Here is a 15,513-nt window from a genome sequence, read left to right on the forward strand (position 1 = left end):
CGCCCCCCACCCCGCCCCCGCGCGCCCCCCCCCCCCGCGCCACCCAGACCCCGGCCCCCCCCCCCGCCCGGCCGCTGTGTCAGTTGGTCGCCTTGGCGGCGGCCTCGATCTGGTTGGTGACCGCGCCCGTTTCGGTGACCATGGACAGGTGGGGGGCGTTGATCTCGATGGTGTGTGCCTTGGCCCTCTTGGACATGGCGAGCTGCTCGGCGGCGGGGATGACGGCGTCCTGCTTGCCGATCACCGACCACGAGGGAATGGTCTGCCAGGCCGGTTCGCCGGACTCCTCGACCAGGGCGTTCAAGGCCAGGGGGCGCTGCCGGGCGGCCAGTACCGCCACGTCCCTGGCGGGGATCGTCCTGTCGGCGAAAGCCCTGCCGAAGATCGACGGCTTCACGTAGAGGTTGACAATTCCCGGGTCGGCGCCGGGGATGGCGACCTGGTCGAAGACGGTGGATGCTTCGGCCGCGAAGACCGAGCCCGGCACGGCCGAGGTCAGCGACAGCACCGTGTCGTGCGCATCCGGGATGTACGCGTCGACGTACACCAGGGCCTTGACCTGCTTGTCGCCCAGGGCCGCGTTGGTGATGACCATGCCGCCGTACGAGTGCCCGACGAGGACGATCGGTCCGGTGATGGTGTCCAGGTACGCGCGGAGACTGTCCGCGTCGTTCTGCACGCCCGACAGCAGGTTCGGCGGCGTGACCACCCGGTAGCCGTCGTGCTGGAGCTTGGCTGCCACCTTGTCCCAACTGGACCCGTCCGCCCACGCACCGTGCACGAGCACGACGGTCGGCTTCTCCTTAGCGGGGTGCAGGTAGCTGCTTTCGGCGAGGGCCGGCGCGGCGACCCCGGCGAGGCTGATCAGCACACCGAGGCCGGCTGCTCCCAGCGCCACTCGGCGGGCCTTGATCGAGAGAGAGAACACGACGTTCCTTTCCAATGTTTCGTCTGTGCGGATGGACGGTGCGGGTGGCTTCTCAGCCGAGGAAGGCGATCAGCTCCTGGTTCACCTGCTCGGCGTGCGTCCAGCCGATCGCGTGCGGGCCGCCCTCGATCTGGACATGCCGAACGTCGCGCAGCAGCGCGGGCAGCCGGTTGCCGGTGACCGGCGGCGGCAGGATCCGGTCCGAGTCGCCCTGGACGACGAGCACCGGAACATCGATCGAGGCGATGTCGGCGCGGAAGTCCTCCAGCCACGCGTCGACGCACTTCACCGCGGCGATGGGGGAGGCGCCCAGCGCCACGGTGAAACTGTCCTGCCAGGCGGAGTCGCTGACCAGGGTGCCGCCGAGGGCATCCATGTTGTAGAAGTTGTCGAGGAACGACTTGATCGCTGCTGGTCGATCGGCCCTGATGGCGGACTTGATGCCTTCGAAGAACGCCGTCTCGACACCGTCCGGGTTGTCATCGGTCTTGCGCAGGAACGGTCCGAGCGGTCCGAGCAGGGCCGCCCCGACCACTCGGGCCGAGCCGCGGGTTCCCAGGTAGCGGACGACCTCACCGGTGCCCATCGAGAAGCCCACGAGCGTGACATCGTCGAGTTCGAGGGTTTTCAGGATCGTGTCGAGGTCGCCTGCGAAGGTGTCGTAGTCGTAGCCGCCGGCCGGTTGGCTGGACCGCCCGAAGCCTCGCCGGTCGTAGCTGATCACCCGGTAGCCGGCGTCGAGCAGCGCGGCTTCCTGCTTCTCCCAGGAGCGTCCGCTGAGGGGGAACCCGTGGATGAGCACCACCGGCCGGCCGGTTCCATGGTCCTCGTAATACAGCTCGATGTCGGTGGAGTTTTCCTCCCCGACCTTGATGTACGCCATCTGTTCTGGTCCATTTCCTTCGAGCCGGTCTTCGCCGGCCATCGCGAACAATTGCGTGGGACTGGAGCCGAGCTTTAAATGGGACGGCTCATCCCTGTCCACTTCTCGAGTAGCGCCTACGGGACTGAGGCAACCATCGCCCGGTGTGATGTGCCAGGCACACCATGACCTAGGAATCCGATACCCACCCTCGCGTAACCTTCGGTGGGTGATCCGTAATGAAGCTCTGGCCGCCTTCCTGCGTGATCGGCGAAGCCGCGTAGAGCCTCGTCGAGTCGGCCTGCCGGGCGGGCAGCGGCGGCGAGTCCCGGGGCTGCGCCGCGAAGAGGTCGCGCAACTCGCCGGCGTGAGCGTCGACTACTACGCGCGCCTCGAGCAGGGGCGGCAGCCGACTGCGTCGCCCGGGGTGCTGAGCAGCGTGGCCCGCACGCTGTGTCTGACCGATGACGAGCGCCGGCACCTGTTCGCGCTCGCACGCGTCGCCGAGCAGCGGCCGGCCGCCGATCCCGACGATCCCGCCAACGAGCGGGTACGGCAGCTGATCGCAGCGTTCGGCGACACCCCCGCGGGCGTGCTGCAGCCCATGCTCGACGTCGCGTACTTCAACACCGCTGCGGCGTTCCTGTACGCCGACTTCGCGGCGATGCCCGCCCGCCACCGAAACGCCGTCCGGTGGACGATGCTCGCCCCGGAGGCCCGCGAGCGGTGGGGAGCGGAGTGGGCAGGCGCTGCCGCCGAGTTGGTCGGGCTGCTGCGCCTGCATGCCGGGCAGTACCCTGGCCATCCTCGGCTCGCCGAGATCACCACCGAGCTTTCCGAACGCAGCCCCGAATTTCGGCAGCTGTGGCACGACCAGACCGTCTCCACGTGGCAGCACCACGTGAAGACCCTGCGGCACCCGGCGTTCGGTGAGATGTCGTTCACCAACGAATTCCTGACGGTGCAGAGCGCGCCGCACCTCAGCATCGTGGTGATGGCGCCGGCTGAGCCGCAGCGCTTCGCCGCCGCCCTGTCCGCATCGAGATCGATGGCCGCTGCGGCGGGTGACGGCGCGTCTTCGTGAACAGGCAGCGAGCCGACGACCCGCAGCCGTACGCCTCATCGCCGGCACCCAGGATCGTCTTGTCAGCGCCTATGACGCTGCCGATCGCACCCTTGTGCTGATCCGACCCGACGGCTATATCGCGCTGATCTCCGACGCTGGTGACGTCTCGGCCTTATCGCGCTATCTCGGCGCGATCGCGTAAAGCGGGTCTTCAGGTCTCGCTGGCAAAGGTTCGGCCCGCTCGGGATACTGAACGTTGTGCCGCTCCCACGGCAGGGATTGCGGCTCAATAAGCGGCCGTCAAACGAATCAGCCTCGTCGTCCGGTTTGCGCTGCCACGTCCAATGGATCGCGGGGCCTCTCGAGAGGAGTGCCAGATGAGTGCTGCTTCTGACCGGTCTGCCCAACAGGCAGGAATGCCCACCATCGTGCTCGTCCATGGCGCGTTCGCCGACGCGTCGAGTTGGAATGGGGTGATCGCTCACCTCAAGCGTCGGGGTTACCCCGTCATGGCCGTCGCGAACCCGACACCGCTGAGCTGATGGCGGTCACGCAGCGGCCGCCCACCGAGGCCGCCCAGACGGAGAGCGTCACCAGGGCCGCCTGGAAGACGATCCCCTCCTGGACCATGATCACCACCCAGGACAGGGGGATTTCGGTGGACCTGCAGCGTTTCCTGGCCAAGCGGGCCGGTTCCACGATTGTCGAGATCGACGCGTCCCACGCCGTAGCGGTCTCTCAGCCCGGCCCGGTCGCAGACCTCATCGACACCGCCGCACGCGCCACAGTCCGCGAGGCGGTCGCCGGGGGCCGAGTGGGGCGGTAGGCGAAACGATGGGGGTCGGACCCCGGCGTGGACGGCCGCTCGTACGCGGCCGTCCACAGTGGTGTCACGGATGTGGGCGGATCACCCCGAGGCTCAGCGGTTCGTCACCCCGCTGCCGGGGCAGGCTGGACCCGCTCGAACCGTACCCGGCTCAGCCATCCTGGGAGGTCGCTGGTCACGTACAGTTCGCCGTTTACATCGGTGCCGATCGCGGTGGGCTGGGTGGGGAGGTTGCCGATCGTGGCGGACTCGTAGCCACCCGTGGACTTGGGGCGGACGGCGAACGCGAGGGTCGAGCAGTAGTCGCTCGCGATGTACGTGCCCCGCGCCTCCGGGGTCGCGGACCCCCGGTACACCACGCCACCGATCACCGAGCAGTTCTCCGTCAGGTAGTGCTCGTACTCGAAGACCGGGTCGGTGAGCCGCACGCCCGGCCGGCACTGCGTCTGGTCGAAGACCGGCGTGCCCTCTCGGCAGGACCAACCGAGGTTCGCTCCACGCTGCGACGGGCGGATGTGGTTGATCTCCTCGACCAGCCCCTGGCCGACATCACCGATCCACAGGGAGCCGTCGACCGGGTCGATGGAGAACTTCCACGGGTTGCGCAGCCCGTAGACCCAGATCTCCGGCCGTGCGCCCGCGGTGCGGACGAACGGGTTGTCGAAGGGTACGCAGTAGGGCTTGCCACCGCAGCTACGGTTGACGTCAATCCGCACGATCTTGCCGAGCAGGGTGCCGAGGTTCTGGCCACTCTTGAACGGGTCGTTCGCGTTGCCGCCGTCGCCTGTGGACCAGTAGAGGTAGCCGTCGCGGCCGAAGGCCACCTGGCCGCCGTTGTGGTTGCCGAACTCGGCGTGCTCCTGGGTGAGCAGCACCTGGAGCCGATCGGGGGCGCCGATGGGCACTCGCGCCAGGGTCAGCGTGCCGGCCGGCAGGCTCGTGTAGGCCACGTAGAGCATTCCGGTCCGCGCGAAGTTCGGCGCGGGCGTGATGCCGAGAAGGCCGCGCTCGTTGTCCGACGTGTCGATCCGGGCGGTCAGGTCGAGCACCGGGTCTGCCGCCAGCCCGGTGTCGGGGTGGTACGAGCGGACGGTGCCGTTCTTCTCCGCGATCAACATGCGCCCGTCCGGCAGTCCGGCGAGCGCGATCGGACGCTGCAGACCGAACGCCACCCGCTCGGACACCACTGTCAGCTCGGCGAGTGGCACCGCACGGGCGTGGGATGGGCCGGCTGACGCAGGGCTGGCCACCGGCGCCGGTGGCACCAGAAGCGCGGACAGGGTCAGGATGAGCAGCCCTGCCAGCATGGTGGCCGGGCGATAACGCCGTCTCTGCATGTTCAGCTCCTCGATCAGGGGGTAAAGGGCGGGCAGTCCGGCCCAGGGCGTCAACGCGCCCTGGGCCGGAGTGGTTGCTGCCTACCGGTCGGACCTGCCGATCAGGCGATGGTGATGTCGCTGCACCACATGTAGGTCTGGTCCAGGTGCGACGCCCTCCAGAGCACGAACAGGATCTGGTTCCCGCTGCGTGCGGGGAGCGAGACGTTGAACGAGATGTTCTGGGCCGGCGCGTAGCGCCCGGTCGTCGCGATCAGGTCGAGGTTGCCCCACCCGAGCCGCTGGGTGGCGGGGTTGAACCCCTGCTTGGTGACGTAGACCTGGAAGTAGTCAGCACCGTGACTGGCCTGGTCGTACATCTGGACCGTGAGATTGCGGCTGACGGCTGTCGTCTTCCATGCCCCGGGCTTGTTCACCGCGTCGTTCCGGGCGAGGGCGTTGCTGCACAGTTGCCCATCCGGGGTGCGGGCCTGGTACTGACCGGCGAGACCGTCTCGCAGTTGGCTCATCCAGTTCCACATGGTGTCGGGGTTGGCCTGGAACGCCTGCCAGCACATCGGGTCCTGCTGCTGCATGGCCGGGTTGGTGTGCTGGTTGCCCCAGGTCTTCCAGCACTGGTATGCGCGGGTCGCCGGACCGATGACGGTGCCGTGTGCCTGAGCTGCGCCGACCGAGGGCAGCGTACCGACCACCATGGCGACCATCAGGACGACCGCCTGGAGGGACCGACGGACGGTTGACCGCTGTCGTCCGCCGGATTGATCGGGCTTGTGTAAACGCACTGTTCATCCTCCGTTCATCGGTACGAGACATCGATGTGGGAACGCTCCCAGGGCCACTGTTGCACCCATCCACTCAAATATCAATGCTGATCTATCTTTAGGCGGATGTGGAGCGAGCTGTCCGGATCGCCGGATCGATGGCGGATCCACGTACCTGCTCGGCCGCCCGGCCTGGTCAGAGCCCGGCCGCGGCGTCGTACCGGCGGCGCTGGTCGGCCATCTCCGCAGGGGTCAGCGCCTCCTCCTGCGCCAACGTCGCGTACTTGGCCGGGAACATCTCCCGCAGCCGGTCGACGAACCTGACGTCCGCGGTCGCCTCGACGACCTGGATGCCCGGGGGGTTGGTGGACATGTCCATGATCAGGGGGCCGGCCAGCTTGACCGCCACGTCCCACGGGCGCTTCTGCTCGGCGACTCCGCAGAGGTGGAAGCCGTAGACCTTCTGGACGTCGGCGAGAGCGGTGGCGTCCGCCGGCTCGTAGCCGTAGACGCGGATCCCGCAGATCACCGGCGGCTTCTCCGCGGTGGCTCCCGGCTGGGCGCTGTGTCCGGCGTGGTTGTGCTGGCCCGGGTCGGCCTGTTCGAGCGTGGTACGCATCCGGGCCACGATCTGCGCCTGCAGATCCGCCGGCTTCGTCTCCTGGTCGGCCCGGTTGACCAGTACGACCGTGCCGGCCGACACCGCCAGCAGGATCACCGCCACCCAGAGCAGGCGGTGGCGGTACCACCCCGCGAGACTCTCTCGGGAAATCATCGTCGCTTCTCACCTCGTCGCCGGTTCTGGTGCGCTGGCAGACCGAATCGGTAGCCCCCGGGAGGTCGGGCCTCGCGCGCGTCGGCCGTCGGCGGACGCGTTCCGGGGGACACGTGTGGCGAGCGAGGATGCCCGCCCGGCGCGATGCACGCCCTCGTGACGGTGGCCCGGTGCTGTGGCAGGCGACCGTCTGTCACAGTGACGCGCTGCCGACCCTGCGATGCTCCCGTGCTGGCCGTTCTCAGCACGGTTGCCCCCGCGCTGCGGCGATATGAGCCATTCCAGCACATCTGGGTCCACACCTGCAACATAGACGCGCGTCAGTGTTCATTCGGCCCGGTGACTACGCTCGCCGACCGCAGGCCCGCCGACTGGTCCCCGATCGCGCAGCGTCGCGGGCTCAACACCATCGGCGGCGACCGCGCAAATCGAATTGATTCGATATAGCATCACGGGCAGGGCAGTGTCACTCCGCCGGGCGTGCGGCGCGGAGTGCTCACCATCCACCGGGCGGGCCGGGCAGCCTGCGGTGGTCACCGATTCGGGCGCGGCGGGGTTGTCGCCGGCCCGGCGTCACCTGCGGCGTGCTGGTCCAGAGGCGAGCGCGGTGCTCCGTTCGCCGGCCGTGCAGCGATCGCCGGATCTGCGCCGCGCGTCGGCAATGGACCAGACAGAACATCGAGGGGAAAGCACAGATGAACGACGTACCCGCTCAACCGAAACGCCGAACCAGGGGTGCCGCCAGGCTGCTTCTGGGTGGGGCCTGCGCCCTGGCGATCACCGTGTCCTCGATGGCCCTGGCGACCTTCGCCCGCGCCGATCTCAGCGGACCGCCCGGGACCACCCTGAGAGCCGCAGTCGAGCGCAGCGGCCGGTACTTCGGCGCCGCCATGGGTTCGGACCGTCTCACCGACTCGGGCTTCCTGACCATCGCGAACCGCGAGTTCGACATGATGACGGCCGTCAACGAGATGAAGCCCGACGCGACCGAGCCCAACCCAGGCCAGTTCGACTTCCGTCGCGGTGACGCGATCTACAACTGGGCCACCGAGCATGGCATGCGGTTCCGTGGCCACACCCTGGCCTGGCACGGCCAACAGCCCAGGTTCTGGGGAAGTCTCAGCGGCAGCGCCCTGCGGGCCGCGATGATCAGCCACATCAACGGCGTCATGGCCCACTACAAGGGCAAATTCGCCTACTGGGACGTGGTGAACGAGGCCTACGCCGAGAACGGCAGCCGGCGGTCGTCGAACCTGCAGTCCACCGGGAACGACTGGATCGAGGTGGCGTTCCGGACCGCGCGGGCCGCCGACCCGAGCGTGAAGCTGTGCTACAACGACTACAACATCGAGAACTGGACGTACGCCAAGACGCAGGGCGTCTACAACCTGATCAAGGACTTCAAGGCCCGGGGCGTCCCGGTCGACTGCGTAGGCCTCCAGACCCACTTCACCGGTGGCAGCTCACTGCCGGGCAACTTCCAGCAGACGCTGTCCAGCTTCGCGGCCCTCGGGGTCGACGTGGCGTTGACCGAGGCCGACGTCACCAACGCCTCGACCAGCCAGTACCAGGGCCTGACCCAGGCCTGCATGAACGTTCCCCGCTGCGTCGGCATCACGACGTGGGGGATCCGGGACAGCGACTCCTGGCGTGGCAACGAGAACCCGCTGCTCTTCGACCGCAACAGCAACCCCAAGGCGGCGTACACCGCCGTCCTGAACGCTCTCAACGCCGCCTCCACCACCGTGCCGGGCACACCGCCGACGACCGCTCCGCCGACCACTGCTCCGCCGACGACTGCTCCGCCGACTACTGCTCCGCCGACCACTGCTCCGCCGACTACTGCTCCGCCGACCACTGCTCCGCCGACGACCGCTCCGCCGGGCGCCTGCACCGCGACGTACCGCATGGTCAACAGTTGGAACGGTGGCTTCCAGGGCGAGGTCACCGTGGCCAACAACGGCTCCACCACCCTCAGCGGCTGGACCGTACGGCTGACGCTGGCCGGTGGGCAGACCATCGCCAACGTCTGGAGCGGCATCAACACCGGTACCAGCGGGACGGTAAGTGTCCGCAACGCCGACTACAACGGGACTCTCGGCGCGAACGCCTCGACGACCTTCGGCTTCCTGGCCAACGGCAGTAGCAGCGCGGCGCCCAGCGGCCTCTCCTGCACCAGCCCCTGACCCGCGACACGTACCGGTCCGTCGTGTCAGGACGATGACCGGGCCCGGAGCCGCCGGCTCCGGGCCCGGTGCCGTCGTGGTCGGTCGGGCCCCGTTCACGGCTACCGACCGACCGAGGCCAACCTCTTCGCACACACCGAACCACATCGAGATAGCCGGATCTGACGCGGTCGTGCCGGAGTAGCCCGGATCGCCGCAGCGCGAGGCCAACCGCGCCGCTGGCGGTGCGAGCGCGAGCGTGACGGCGTCGGAGGGCCGGAAAGTTCCTGCTGGCCCGGCCCCTGGCTGGGGCCAGCCGTCCTGGAGGATGACCATGCGCAATCTTCTCGCGGTGTTCAGCGCCGCCCTGGTCCTCGTCGCCGCGGCCGGCAGCGTTCCGGCCGCCGCGTCGGGGGCCTCCCCGCCCTCATGCCCCCGGGGCCTGCTCTTCTGTGAGGACTTCGAGCGACTGTCTCCCGGGGGAGCCAGCACGTTGAACTGGGGCGTCGACACCCGCCACGGCACGCTCACCGTGGAACGTGCCCGCCGTGGCAACCAGGTGCTGCACGTCCACACGGTCGACAACGGGCGCGCCTTCCTGCGGGTCGACGACTTCGCCGCGCCGGGCAACCGCTTCTACGGCCGGATGCGTCTGCGCGTCGATGCCTTCCCCACGGCCCCGGACTGGGCGCACTTCACGCTCGTGGAAGCGACAGGCGCCGGCAGCGCGGAGGTCGTCCGTCCGGTCGGGGGGCAGTACGCGCCCACGGTCCCCGGAACCTTCTGGGGAGTCGGCGCCGACGGCGGTCCGACCGGCGACTGGACCAACTGGCGGGAGTCCGCCCCGGTCGTCGAGGACACCTGGCAGTGCTTCGAGTGGAAGATCGACGCGGCGGACAACCGCGTCGCGGTGTGGATCGACGGCGTGGCGAACCCGGAGCTGACCGCCTCCACGAGCAACCACGGTGGCAACGACGTTCCCTTCGTCCTGCCGACTGTCGACACGGTGAAGATCGGCTGGCAGCTGTACCAGGGCGGCACGACACCTGGCGAGTTCGACCTCTGGATCGACGACATCGCTCTGTCGAGCAAGCGGCTCGGCTGCTGACCTGCATACAAGGAGCGGTCGTCTCCGGAAGCCGGTTGTGGCTCCCGGAGACGACCGTCCGCTCATTCTCGGGTTACTCGATGGTCAGGCGGATCCGACGACGCCGAGCCGTCACCATCGCGACGATGCCGGCCAGCAGCAGAATCAGGCCTGCTCCCAGGAGCGTGACCACCTTGGTGCCGGTGATGGGCAGGCCCTGGCCGTCGTCGCCGGCCCCGCCGTCGTCGCCGGCCCCACCGCCGTTGCCGGGACTGCCGCCGTTGCCGGGGCCGCCGGTCGAGCCGCCGTCGGGCACCGGAGCACCCGGTTGGCCGAGGGTGTAGGCCCGCTCCACGGCGTCGGCGGTGACCGGCGACTTCGCTCGGAAGTAGTCGACAAGCACGGTGAGGTCGTTGTCGCCGGTGGCGAAGGGATCGCTGCCGGCGCCGAGAGCCTGGAAGTTGTCACCGCCCGAGGCAAGGAAGGAGTTGACAGTCACCCGGTAGCTGCCGTCGGGGTCGATCATCGTGCCGTTGAGGAAGATCCGTTCGGCGATGACGCGGTTCCCGGCCGGACCGTTGGGATCGTAGACGTAGCTGAAGCCCTTCGAGATGCCCAGGTGCAGGAAGGGCCGCGACGCGCCGGCAGGTTGCCACTGCTGCTCCAGCGCCGCCTTGATCTCCTCACCGGTGTACGACTTCGTGATCACGTCGTTGGCGAACGGCTGGACGGTGGCGGCGTCGGAGAACGTGACGCTGCCGTCCGGGCGCTTGATCAGGTCGGCGCGCAGGCCGCCCGGATTCATGAAGGCGATCTGCGCCGCGCCCCGGTTGGCGGCCTTCGTCGACTCCAACTGGACGTCCGCGATGAAGTTGCCGAGGACCGACTCGTGCCCGCGGTCCTCCGCTCCCGTCTCGGTGACGGCGCGCTTGATGTCGGTGGTGATCTCGCCGATCTTGACCTTGCCCTGCACGTCTGCCTCGGCCTTCGCGCCCGCGACGAGCCGCGCGACCGCCGGGTCCTCCGGATAGCCCTTGATCGGTAGGACGGCTCCCTCGGCCGCGGTCACCCTGCCACCGGTGACGGTGAGCTTGACCTGGTCCAACGCGTCCCCGTACCGGCCGGTCTGCATGACCAGTCGTTTGTGCCTCAGCTTCGGCACGTCGTAGGCGCAGTTGTACGCGACATGGGTGTGTCCGGAGATGATCACATTGATGTCGGCGCTGGCACCTCGCACGATCTTGCCGAACGGGGTGGCCGGATTCGCCACGCCGGCGCAGGCGGCGGCGTCGGTACCGCTGGTTTCGGAGCCCTCGTGCACGAGCAGCACGACGGCGTCCACCTTGTCGTCCTTCTTCAGCCCCGCCGCGACGCGGTTCGCCTCCGCGGTCGGGTCCTTGAACTGAAGGCCACGGATACCGGCGGGGGACACCAGGGACGGTGTCTCGACGGTGACCGTACCGACGACGCCGATCCGCACCCCGCCGACGGTCAGGACCGTCGACTCCTCCAACCGGCCCGGAGCAGGTTCGCTGCCCCGGTAGACGTTTGCGGCGAGGTACGGAAAGCCGCCGCGCGGCACGACCCGGTCGTTGAGGTCGTCGTAGCCACGGTCCAGCTCGTGGTTGCCGATCGACGATGCGCCGAGCCCGATCGTCTTGAGGAAGTCGAGCGTGGGCGCGTCCTTCTGTACCAACGAGATGAACGGGGAGGCCCCGATGTTGTCCCCGGCCGAGAGGACCACCGTGTTGTCGTTTGCGGCCTTCAGCTGATTGATCATGCCGGCCATCTGCGCCGCGCCGCCGACTCCCGCGGAGGGAGCCTCAAGACGGCCGTGGAAGTCGTTGAAGCCGAGTATCTGCACCTCGGTCGCGGCAGCCTGCGCCGGGACCGGTGCGACGCCCAGCACGATGAGTGTCGCGGTGGCCGTGGCCAGTGCTGCGCGAATGGGAATGGAACGCAACTGGTACTCCTGTTCGGACGATCGTCTGTCGTGGTGTCCGTGTGATCGCCTAGGTGGCGTCGGGATCCTGGCCGAGCCCACGTTGCCTGAGGGCGAGCCAGACGCGGTCGGCGGTGAGTGGCAGGTCGGTGAAGCGAATACCGGTGGCGTCCCGCAGGGCGTTGGCCAGCGCGGGAGCGACCGGGTTGAAGGGGCTCTCACTCATCGACTTCGCGCCGAGCGGGCCCACGGCGTCGCTGGTCCGGGCGAAGTGGACCTCGGTACGAGGAATGTCGGCGAAGGTCGGTAGGTGGTACTGGCGGAACGTGGCCGTGGTGACCACGCCGCCCGCGTCGACGCGTACCTCCTCGTGCAGGGTGGCGCCGATCGCCTGCGCGACTCCGCCCTCGACCTGGCCACGGCACTGCATCGGGTTCATGACCGTTCCGGCGTCGGCGGCGTGGACACTGCGCAGGATCCGCACCTCGCCCGTCTCGGTGTCGACCGCGATCCGGAACCACTGCGCGTTGAAGGCCACCGAGCGCGCGTCACCCGCGCAGTGCCCCTGGGCGGTGAGCGGGTTGCCCGCCACTCGGGCCTGCTGCCACAGGTCGCCGAGGGGCAGATCGGCACCGGCACAGTCAACGGCGTCGGCGCGCAGGCGGCAGTCGCCGACCGGTACCCCGCTGTGCTCGGAGGCGAGGGTGAGCAGCCGTCGGCGCAGGGCCTGGCAGGCACGCAGGACGGCCTTGCCCGCGACGATGGTGCCGGTGGAGCCGAACGCGCCCGTGTCGTGGCGGACCAGGTCGGTGTCGGACTGGTGGATGCGGACCCGGTCGGCGCTCGTGCCGAGTGCCTCGGCGGCGATCTGCTGGTGGACAGTGGTGCTGCCGTTGCCGAACTCGGCGAGACCGACGGTGAGCTCGTAGCGCCCGTCGGAGAGCAGGGTGACGTGGGCGTCCGCGTAGTGCCCGCCGGGTGGCGCGGTGGCGATCATCGACATCGCCATGCCCTGCCCGCTGAGCCAGCCCGGCGGGGCAGTCGGTCCCGTGTCCTCGCGCGCCGCGGCGTCGACGACGTCCAGGCACTGGTCCAGACCGTAGCTGCCAATCGTCAGGTCGTCGTCGTGGCCCGCGGGCGCCACCAGTGGGTCACCGGGTCGTACGACGTTGCGGGTGCGGAACGTGACCGGATCGATGTCGAGGCGTCGGGCCAACTCGTCGAGGACCGACTCCACGGCGAAGCTGACCTGCCCGAGACCGTATCCACGAAACGCCCCGGCGGGCACCGTGTTGGTGTAGACGGCGTAGCCGTCCACCCTCTTGTTCGGGCACCGATACACGGAGAGCGATTCGTGACAGCCGTGGAACAGCACGCCGGGCCCGTGATTGCCGTAGGCGCCGGTGTTGGAGACGACTCGCAGACGGATACCGGTGAGGGTGCCGTCCCTGCGTGCGCCGGCTGTCACCCGGATCGTGAAGGGGTGGCGGGTGGTGGCCGCGGTGAACTGCTCCGCGCGGGTGTACTCCAGCTTCACCGGCCGGCCGGTCCGTAGCGCGGCGAGGACGACCAGGTCTTCGACGAGCATCTCCTGCTTGCCGCCGAACCCGCCACCGACCCGCCCGGCGACCACCCGCACCCGGTCCTCGGGAAGGTCGAACAGGCGGCACAGAGCGCGGCGGGTCAGGAACGGGGTCTGCGTGCTGGAGCGTACGGTCAGCCGCCCGTCGTCGTCGACGTAGGCGAGGGCGCCGTGCGTCTCCAGGCTGGCGTGCTGCACCCGCTGAGTGCGGAATGTCTGCTCGTAGACGAGATCGGCGGCGGCGAGGCCGGCGGTGACGTCTCCGGCCTCGGCGTGCACCTCGCCGGCCACGTTGCGATCCGGACGGGCGATGCCCGACTCGGCGCCCTTGTCGCCGTGCAGGATGGGTGCGCCCGACGTCATCGCCTCCTCGGGGCCGATGACCGCCGGCAGCACCCGGTACCGGACCGCGACGCGCCGACAGCCCTCCTCGGCGGCGGCCTCGGTGTCGGCGACGACCACGGCGACCCGCTGACCCACGTAGCGCACCACGTCGTCGAGGACCCGCGTGTCGGCCGGGTCATCGCTCGCATGCTCGTGCTGGGCGGTCGAGTAGAGCCGGTCGGGGGCGTCCGCGTGGGTGAGCACCGCGTGCACGCCCGGGACGGCGAGCGCATCGCCGGCGTCGATGGACAGGATCCGTGCGTGCGGATGGGGGGAGCGCAGCACCTTCAGGTGCAGCATTCCGGGGACGTCGACGTCGAAGGTGTAGCGGGCGGCACCGGTGACGACCTGCCGCCCCGCCGGTGCCGCCAGGTTCACGCCCACCGTTGCGCCCGCGAGCGGCTCGACGACGTGGCGGACGCCGCGGATCGCGTCCTCGATGGCCCGGTAGCCGGTGCACCGGCACAGGTTGCCCTTCAACGCCTGGGGCAGCGAGTGGAGCTGGTCCTCGTCCAGCGCGGCGGCGGTCATGATCACGCCGGGGGTGCAGAAGCCGCACTGGAAACCCTGTGCGTCCAGGAACCGCTGCTGCACCGGGTGCAGCCCGGCGGACGTCGCGAGACCCTCGATCGTGCTCACCCGGCGACCCTGGGCACGGATGGCCGGAAACACGCAGCTGTGGACCGGCCGGCCGTCGACGTGCACCGTGCAGGCACCACAGTCACCGGTGTCGCAACCCTTCTTGACCCCGAACCTGCCCCGCTCGCGCAGGTAGGTGCGCAGGCACTGCCCGGGCCGGGGCACCCCCGAGCAGGATTCGCCGTCGACGACGATGGGCGGGGCGTTCACGGCGTGCTCCGCTCGGCGAGTTCGGTGCGGATCTGCTCTGCGAAGACGAGTGTGAGATGACGTCGCCACGCAGGTAGGCCGTGCACGTCGTCGACGTACACCTCCGCGGGAATGCCGTCCGCGACCGCCTGCCGCAGCGTCCCGGGTGGCGGCACGGCGTCGAACCGGAACTGCACCGGCCGCACGGTCGACGCGGTGACGGTCAGCACGAACGACCCGTCGACGGCGTCGGTACGACCGATGAGCAGCGCGGCGGACCGGCCCAACGGAAACAACGATCCCTTTCGGAACGCGGTGCGGCAGCGCAGTGCCGGGGCGGGCAGGGTCATCGAACGAAGGAACTCTCCGGGGACGAGGGCTGTCGTGCCGGCTCCCGTGACGAACTCGGTGACCGGAAGCTCACGCGAATCCCCGGCGGGGGTCCGCAGCAGACAGGTGCCGTCCAGGGCGGCGCCGAGCGAGATCATCGGACCGGCCGGCAGTGCCGTGCACAGGTTGCCGCCCACGGTCGCCACGTTCCAGATCTTGAACGAGGCGAGGAACGCCGCGCAGCACTGCCGGACCAGCTCCCCCGGGATCATCTGGTGCGGCACCGGGACGATGGCGGCCAGCTCGGAGATCGTGCAGGTCGCGGCGATCTCCAGGCCCCGGGGTGTCACGGTCAGTGCTGGCCAGCCCTCGCCGGTCAGGTCCAGAAGTCGGTGCAGGTGCTGCTGTGGCTCGGAGAACAGGTACGTTCCGCCGGCCAGCCACGCGTCTCCCGCGCGCCACCGCCCGGCGGCCGAAGCCGGTATCACCGCGCGCACCGTGTTCAGGTCCACGAACTCCCCATCCCCGTGAGTCCAGGCGGCTCATCTGGGAGCAATTCCAGCAGCGCGGGCTGTCACATCCCATTGGCTGAGGCCACGAAGGCGTACGGGTGGGCACCGCCGGACATTGGGCGTTCGCA

14 protein-coding genes are annotated in these 15,513 nt (G+C 69.3%); 6 read left to right on the forward strand and 8 right to left on the reverse strand.

Going from position 1 to position 15,513, the window contains the following annotated elements:
• Positions 1-79 precede the first annotated feature (79 nt).
• The gene (locus ACLQ26_RS26070; protein ID WP_425746933.1) at positions 80-928 is read right to left on the reverse strand and encodes an alpha/beta fold hydrolase; all 849 of its coding nucleotides are present in this window, start codon (positions 926-928) and stop codon (positions 80-82) included.
• A 52-nt stretch (positions 929-980) separates the two neighbouring features.
• Positions 981-1,811: an alpha/beta fold hydrolase gene (locus ACLQ26_RS26075; RefSeq protein ID WP_425747034.1), complete on the reverse strand. Its 831-nt coding sequence runs from the start codon at positions 1,809-1,811 to the stop codon at positions 981-983.
• Positions 1,812-2,019: 208 nt separating this feature from the next.
• Here ACLQ26_RS26075 and ACLQ26_RS26080 point away from each other — a divergent pair, with 208 nt between their 5' ends.
• From ACLQ26_RS26080 to ACLQ26_RS26095, 4 genes are all read left to right on the forward strand, one after another.
• Positions 2,020-2,874: a helix-turn-helix transcriptional regulator gene (locus ACLQ26_RS26080; protein WP_425746934.1), complete on the forward strand. Its 855-nt coding sequence runs from the start codon at positions 2,020-2,022 to the stop codon at positions 2,872-2,874.
• Entirely contained in the window at positions 2,855-3,058 is a 204-nt protein-coding gene (locus ACLQ26_RS26085) for a hypothetical protein (RefSeq protein ID WP_425746935.1), read from the forward strand. Before ACLQ26_RS26080 ends, ACLQ26_RS26085 begins: the two co-directional genes overlap by 20 nt.
• Before the next feature lie 175 nt (positions 3,059-3,233).
• Positions 3,234-3,398 (forward strand): hypothetical protein, encoded by a 165-nt coding sequence (locus tag ACLQ26_RS26090; protein ID WP_425747038.1) that lies wholly within the window; start codon positions 3,234-3,236, stop codon positions 3,396-3,398.
• Positions 3,320-3,682 carry an alpha/beta hydrolase gene (locus ACLQ26_RS26095; protein WP_425746936.1) on the forward strand — a complete coding sequence of 121 codons (363 nt, stop codon included), beginning with the start codon at positions 3,320-3,322 and terminating at the stop codon, positions 3,680-3,682. The genes ACLQ26_RS26090 and ACLQ26_RS26095 overlap by 79 nt, the downstream gene beginning before the upstream one ends.
• A gap of 104 nt (positions 3,683-3,786) precedes the next feature.
• Here ACLQ26_RS26095 and ACLQ26_RS26100 read toward each other — a convergent pair whose 3' ends face one another.
• From ACLQ26_RS26100 to ACLQ26_RS26110, 3 genes are all read right to left on the reverse strand, one after another.
• Complete coding sequence (locus ACLQ26_RS26100) at positions 3,787-5,019, reverse strand: PQQ-dependent sugar dehydrogenase (RefSeq protein WP_425746937.1); 1,233 nt, start codon at positions 5,017-5,019, stop codon at positions 3,787-3,789.
• A 101-nt stretch (positions 5,020-5,120) separates the two neighbouring features.
• Positions 5,121-5,723, reverse strand: a complete 603-nt coding sequence (locus ACLQ26_RS26105) for a lytic polysaccharide monooxygenase (RefSeq protein ID WP_425746938.1) — start codon at positions 5,721-5,723, stop codon at positions 5,121-5,123.
• Between the two features lie 253 nt (positions 5,724-5,976).
• Positions 5,977-6,555, reverse strand: coding sequence for a hypothetical protein (locus ACLQ26_RS26110; protein ID WP_425746939.1), 579 nt, complete (start codon positions 6,553-6,555; stop codon positions 5,977-5,979).
• 695 nt (positions 6,556-7,250) lie between these two features.
• Here ACLQ26_RS26110 and ACLQ26_RS26115 point away from each other — a divergent pair.
• Positions 7,251-8,741, forward strand: coding sequence for an endo-1,4-beta-xylanase (locus ACLQ26_RS26115; RefSeq protein WP_425746940.1), 1,491 nt, complete (start codon positions 7,251-7,253; stop codon positions 8,739-8,741).
• A 313-nt stretch (positions 8,742-9,054) separates the two neighbouring features.
• Complete coding sequence (locus tag ACLQ26_RS26120; RefSeq protein ID WP_425746941.1) at positions 9,055-9,828, forward strand: hypothetical protein; 774 nt, start codon at positions 9,055-9,057, stop codon at positions 9,826-9,828.
• Positions 9,829-9,901: 73 nt separating this feature from the next.
• On the opposite strand, the gene ACLQ26_RS26125 is transcribed toward ACLQ26_RS26120, so the two are convergent.
• Genes ACLQ26_RS26125 through ACLQ26_RS26135 form a run of 3 tightly spaced genes read right to left on the reverse strand, consistent with a single transcriptional unit; the run spans position 9,902 to position 15,385 of the window.
• The gene (locus tag ACLQ26_RS26125) at positions 9,902-11,851 is read right to left on the reverse strand and encodes a bifunctional metallophosphatase/5'-nucleotidase (RefSeq protein WP_425746942.1); all 1,950 of its coding nucleotides are present in this window, start codon (positions 11,849-11,851) and stop codon (positions 9,902-9,904) included.
• On the reverse strand, positions 11,820-14,564 hold the full coding sequence (locus tag ACLQ26_RS26130; protein WP_425746943.1) for a molybdopterin-dependent oxidoreductase: 2,745 nt from the start codon (positions 14,562-14,564) through the stop codon (positions 11,820-11,822). Before ACLQ26_RS26130 ends, ACLQ26_RS26125 begins: the two co-directional genes overlap by 32 nt.
• The gene (locus ACLQ26_RS26135; RefSeq protein WP_425746944.1) at positions 14,561-15,385 is read right to left on the reverse strand and encodes an FAD binding domain-containing protein; all 825 of its coding nucleotides are present in this window, start codon (positions 15,383-15,385) and stop codon (positions 14,561-14,563) included. Before ACLQ26_RS26135 ends, ACLQ26_RS26130 begins: the two co-directional genes overlap by 4 nt.
• Positions 15,386-15,513 lie beyond the last annotated feature (128 nt).

The organism is Micromonospora sp. DT43, assembly GCF_049841645.1.
GTDB lineage: Bacteria > Actinomycetota > Actinomycetes > Mycobacteriales > Micromonosporaceae > Micromonospora.

Excerpts from the sequence above, each read along its gene's own strand:
- ACLQ26_RS26075 (WP_425747034.1), bottom strand. The coding sequence starts at position 1,811 with ATGGCGTACATCAAGGTCGGGGAGGAAAACTCCACCGACATCGAGCTG.
- ACLQ26_RS26090 (WP_425747038.1), top strand. The coding sequence starts at position 3,234 with ATGAGTGCTGCTTCTGACCGGTCTGCCCAACAGGCAGGAATGCCCACC.
- ACLQ26_RS26100 (WP_425746937.1), bottom strand. The coding sequence starts at position 5,019 with ATGCAGAGACGGCGTTATCGCCCGGCCACCATGCTGGCAGGGCTGCTC.
- ACLQ26_RS26105 (WP_425746938.1), bottom strand. The coding sequence starts at position 5,723 with ATGGTCGCCATGGTGGTCGGTACGCTGCCCTCGGTCGGCGCAGCTCAG.
- ACLQ26_RS26110 (WP_425746939.1), bottom strand. The coding sequence starts at position 6,555 with ATGATTTCCCGAGAGAGTCTCGCGGGGTGGTACCGCCACCGCCTGCTC.
- ACLQ26_RS26115 (WP_425746940.1), top strand. The coding sequence starts at position 7,251 with ATGAACGACGTACCCGCTCAACCGAAACGCCGAACCAGGGGTGCCGCC.
- ACLQ26_RS26120 (WP_425746941.1), top strand. The coding sequence starts at position 9,055 with ATGCGCAATCTTCTCGCGGTGTTCAGCGCCGCCCTGGTCCTCGTCGCC.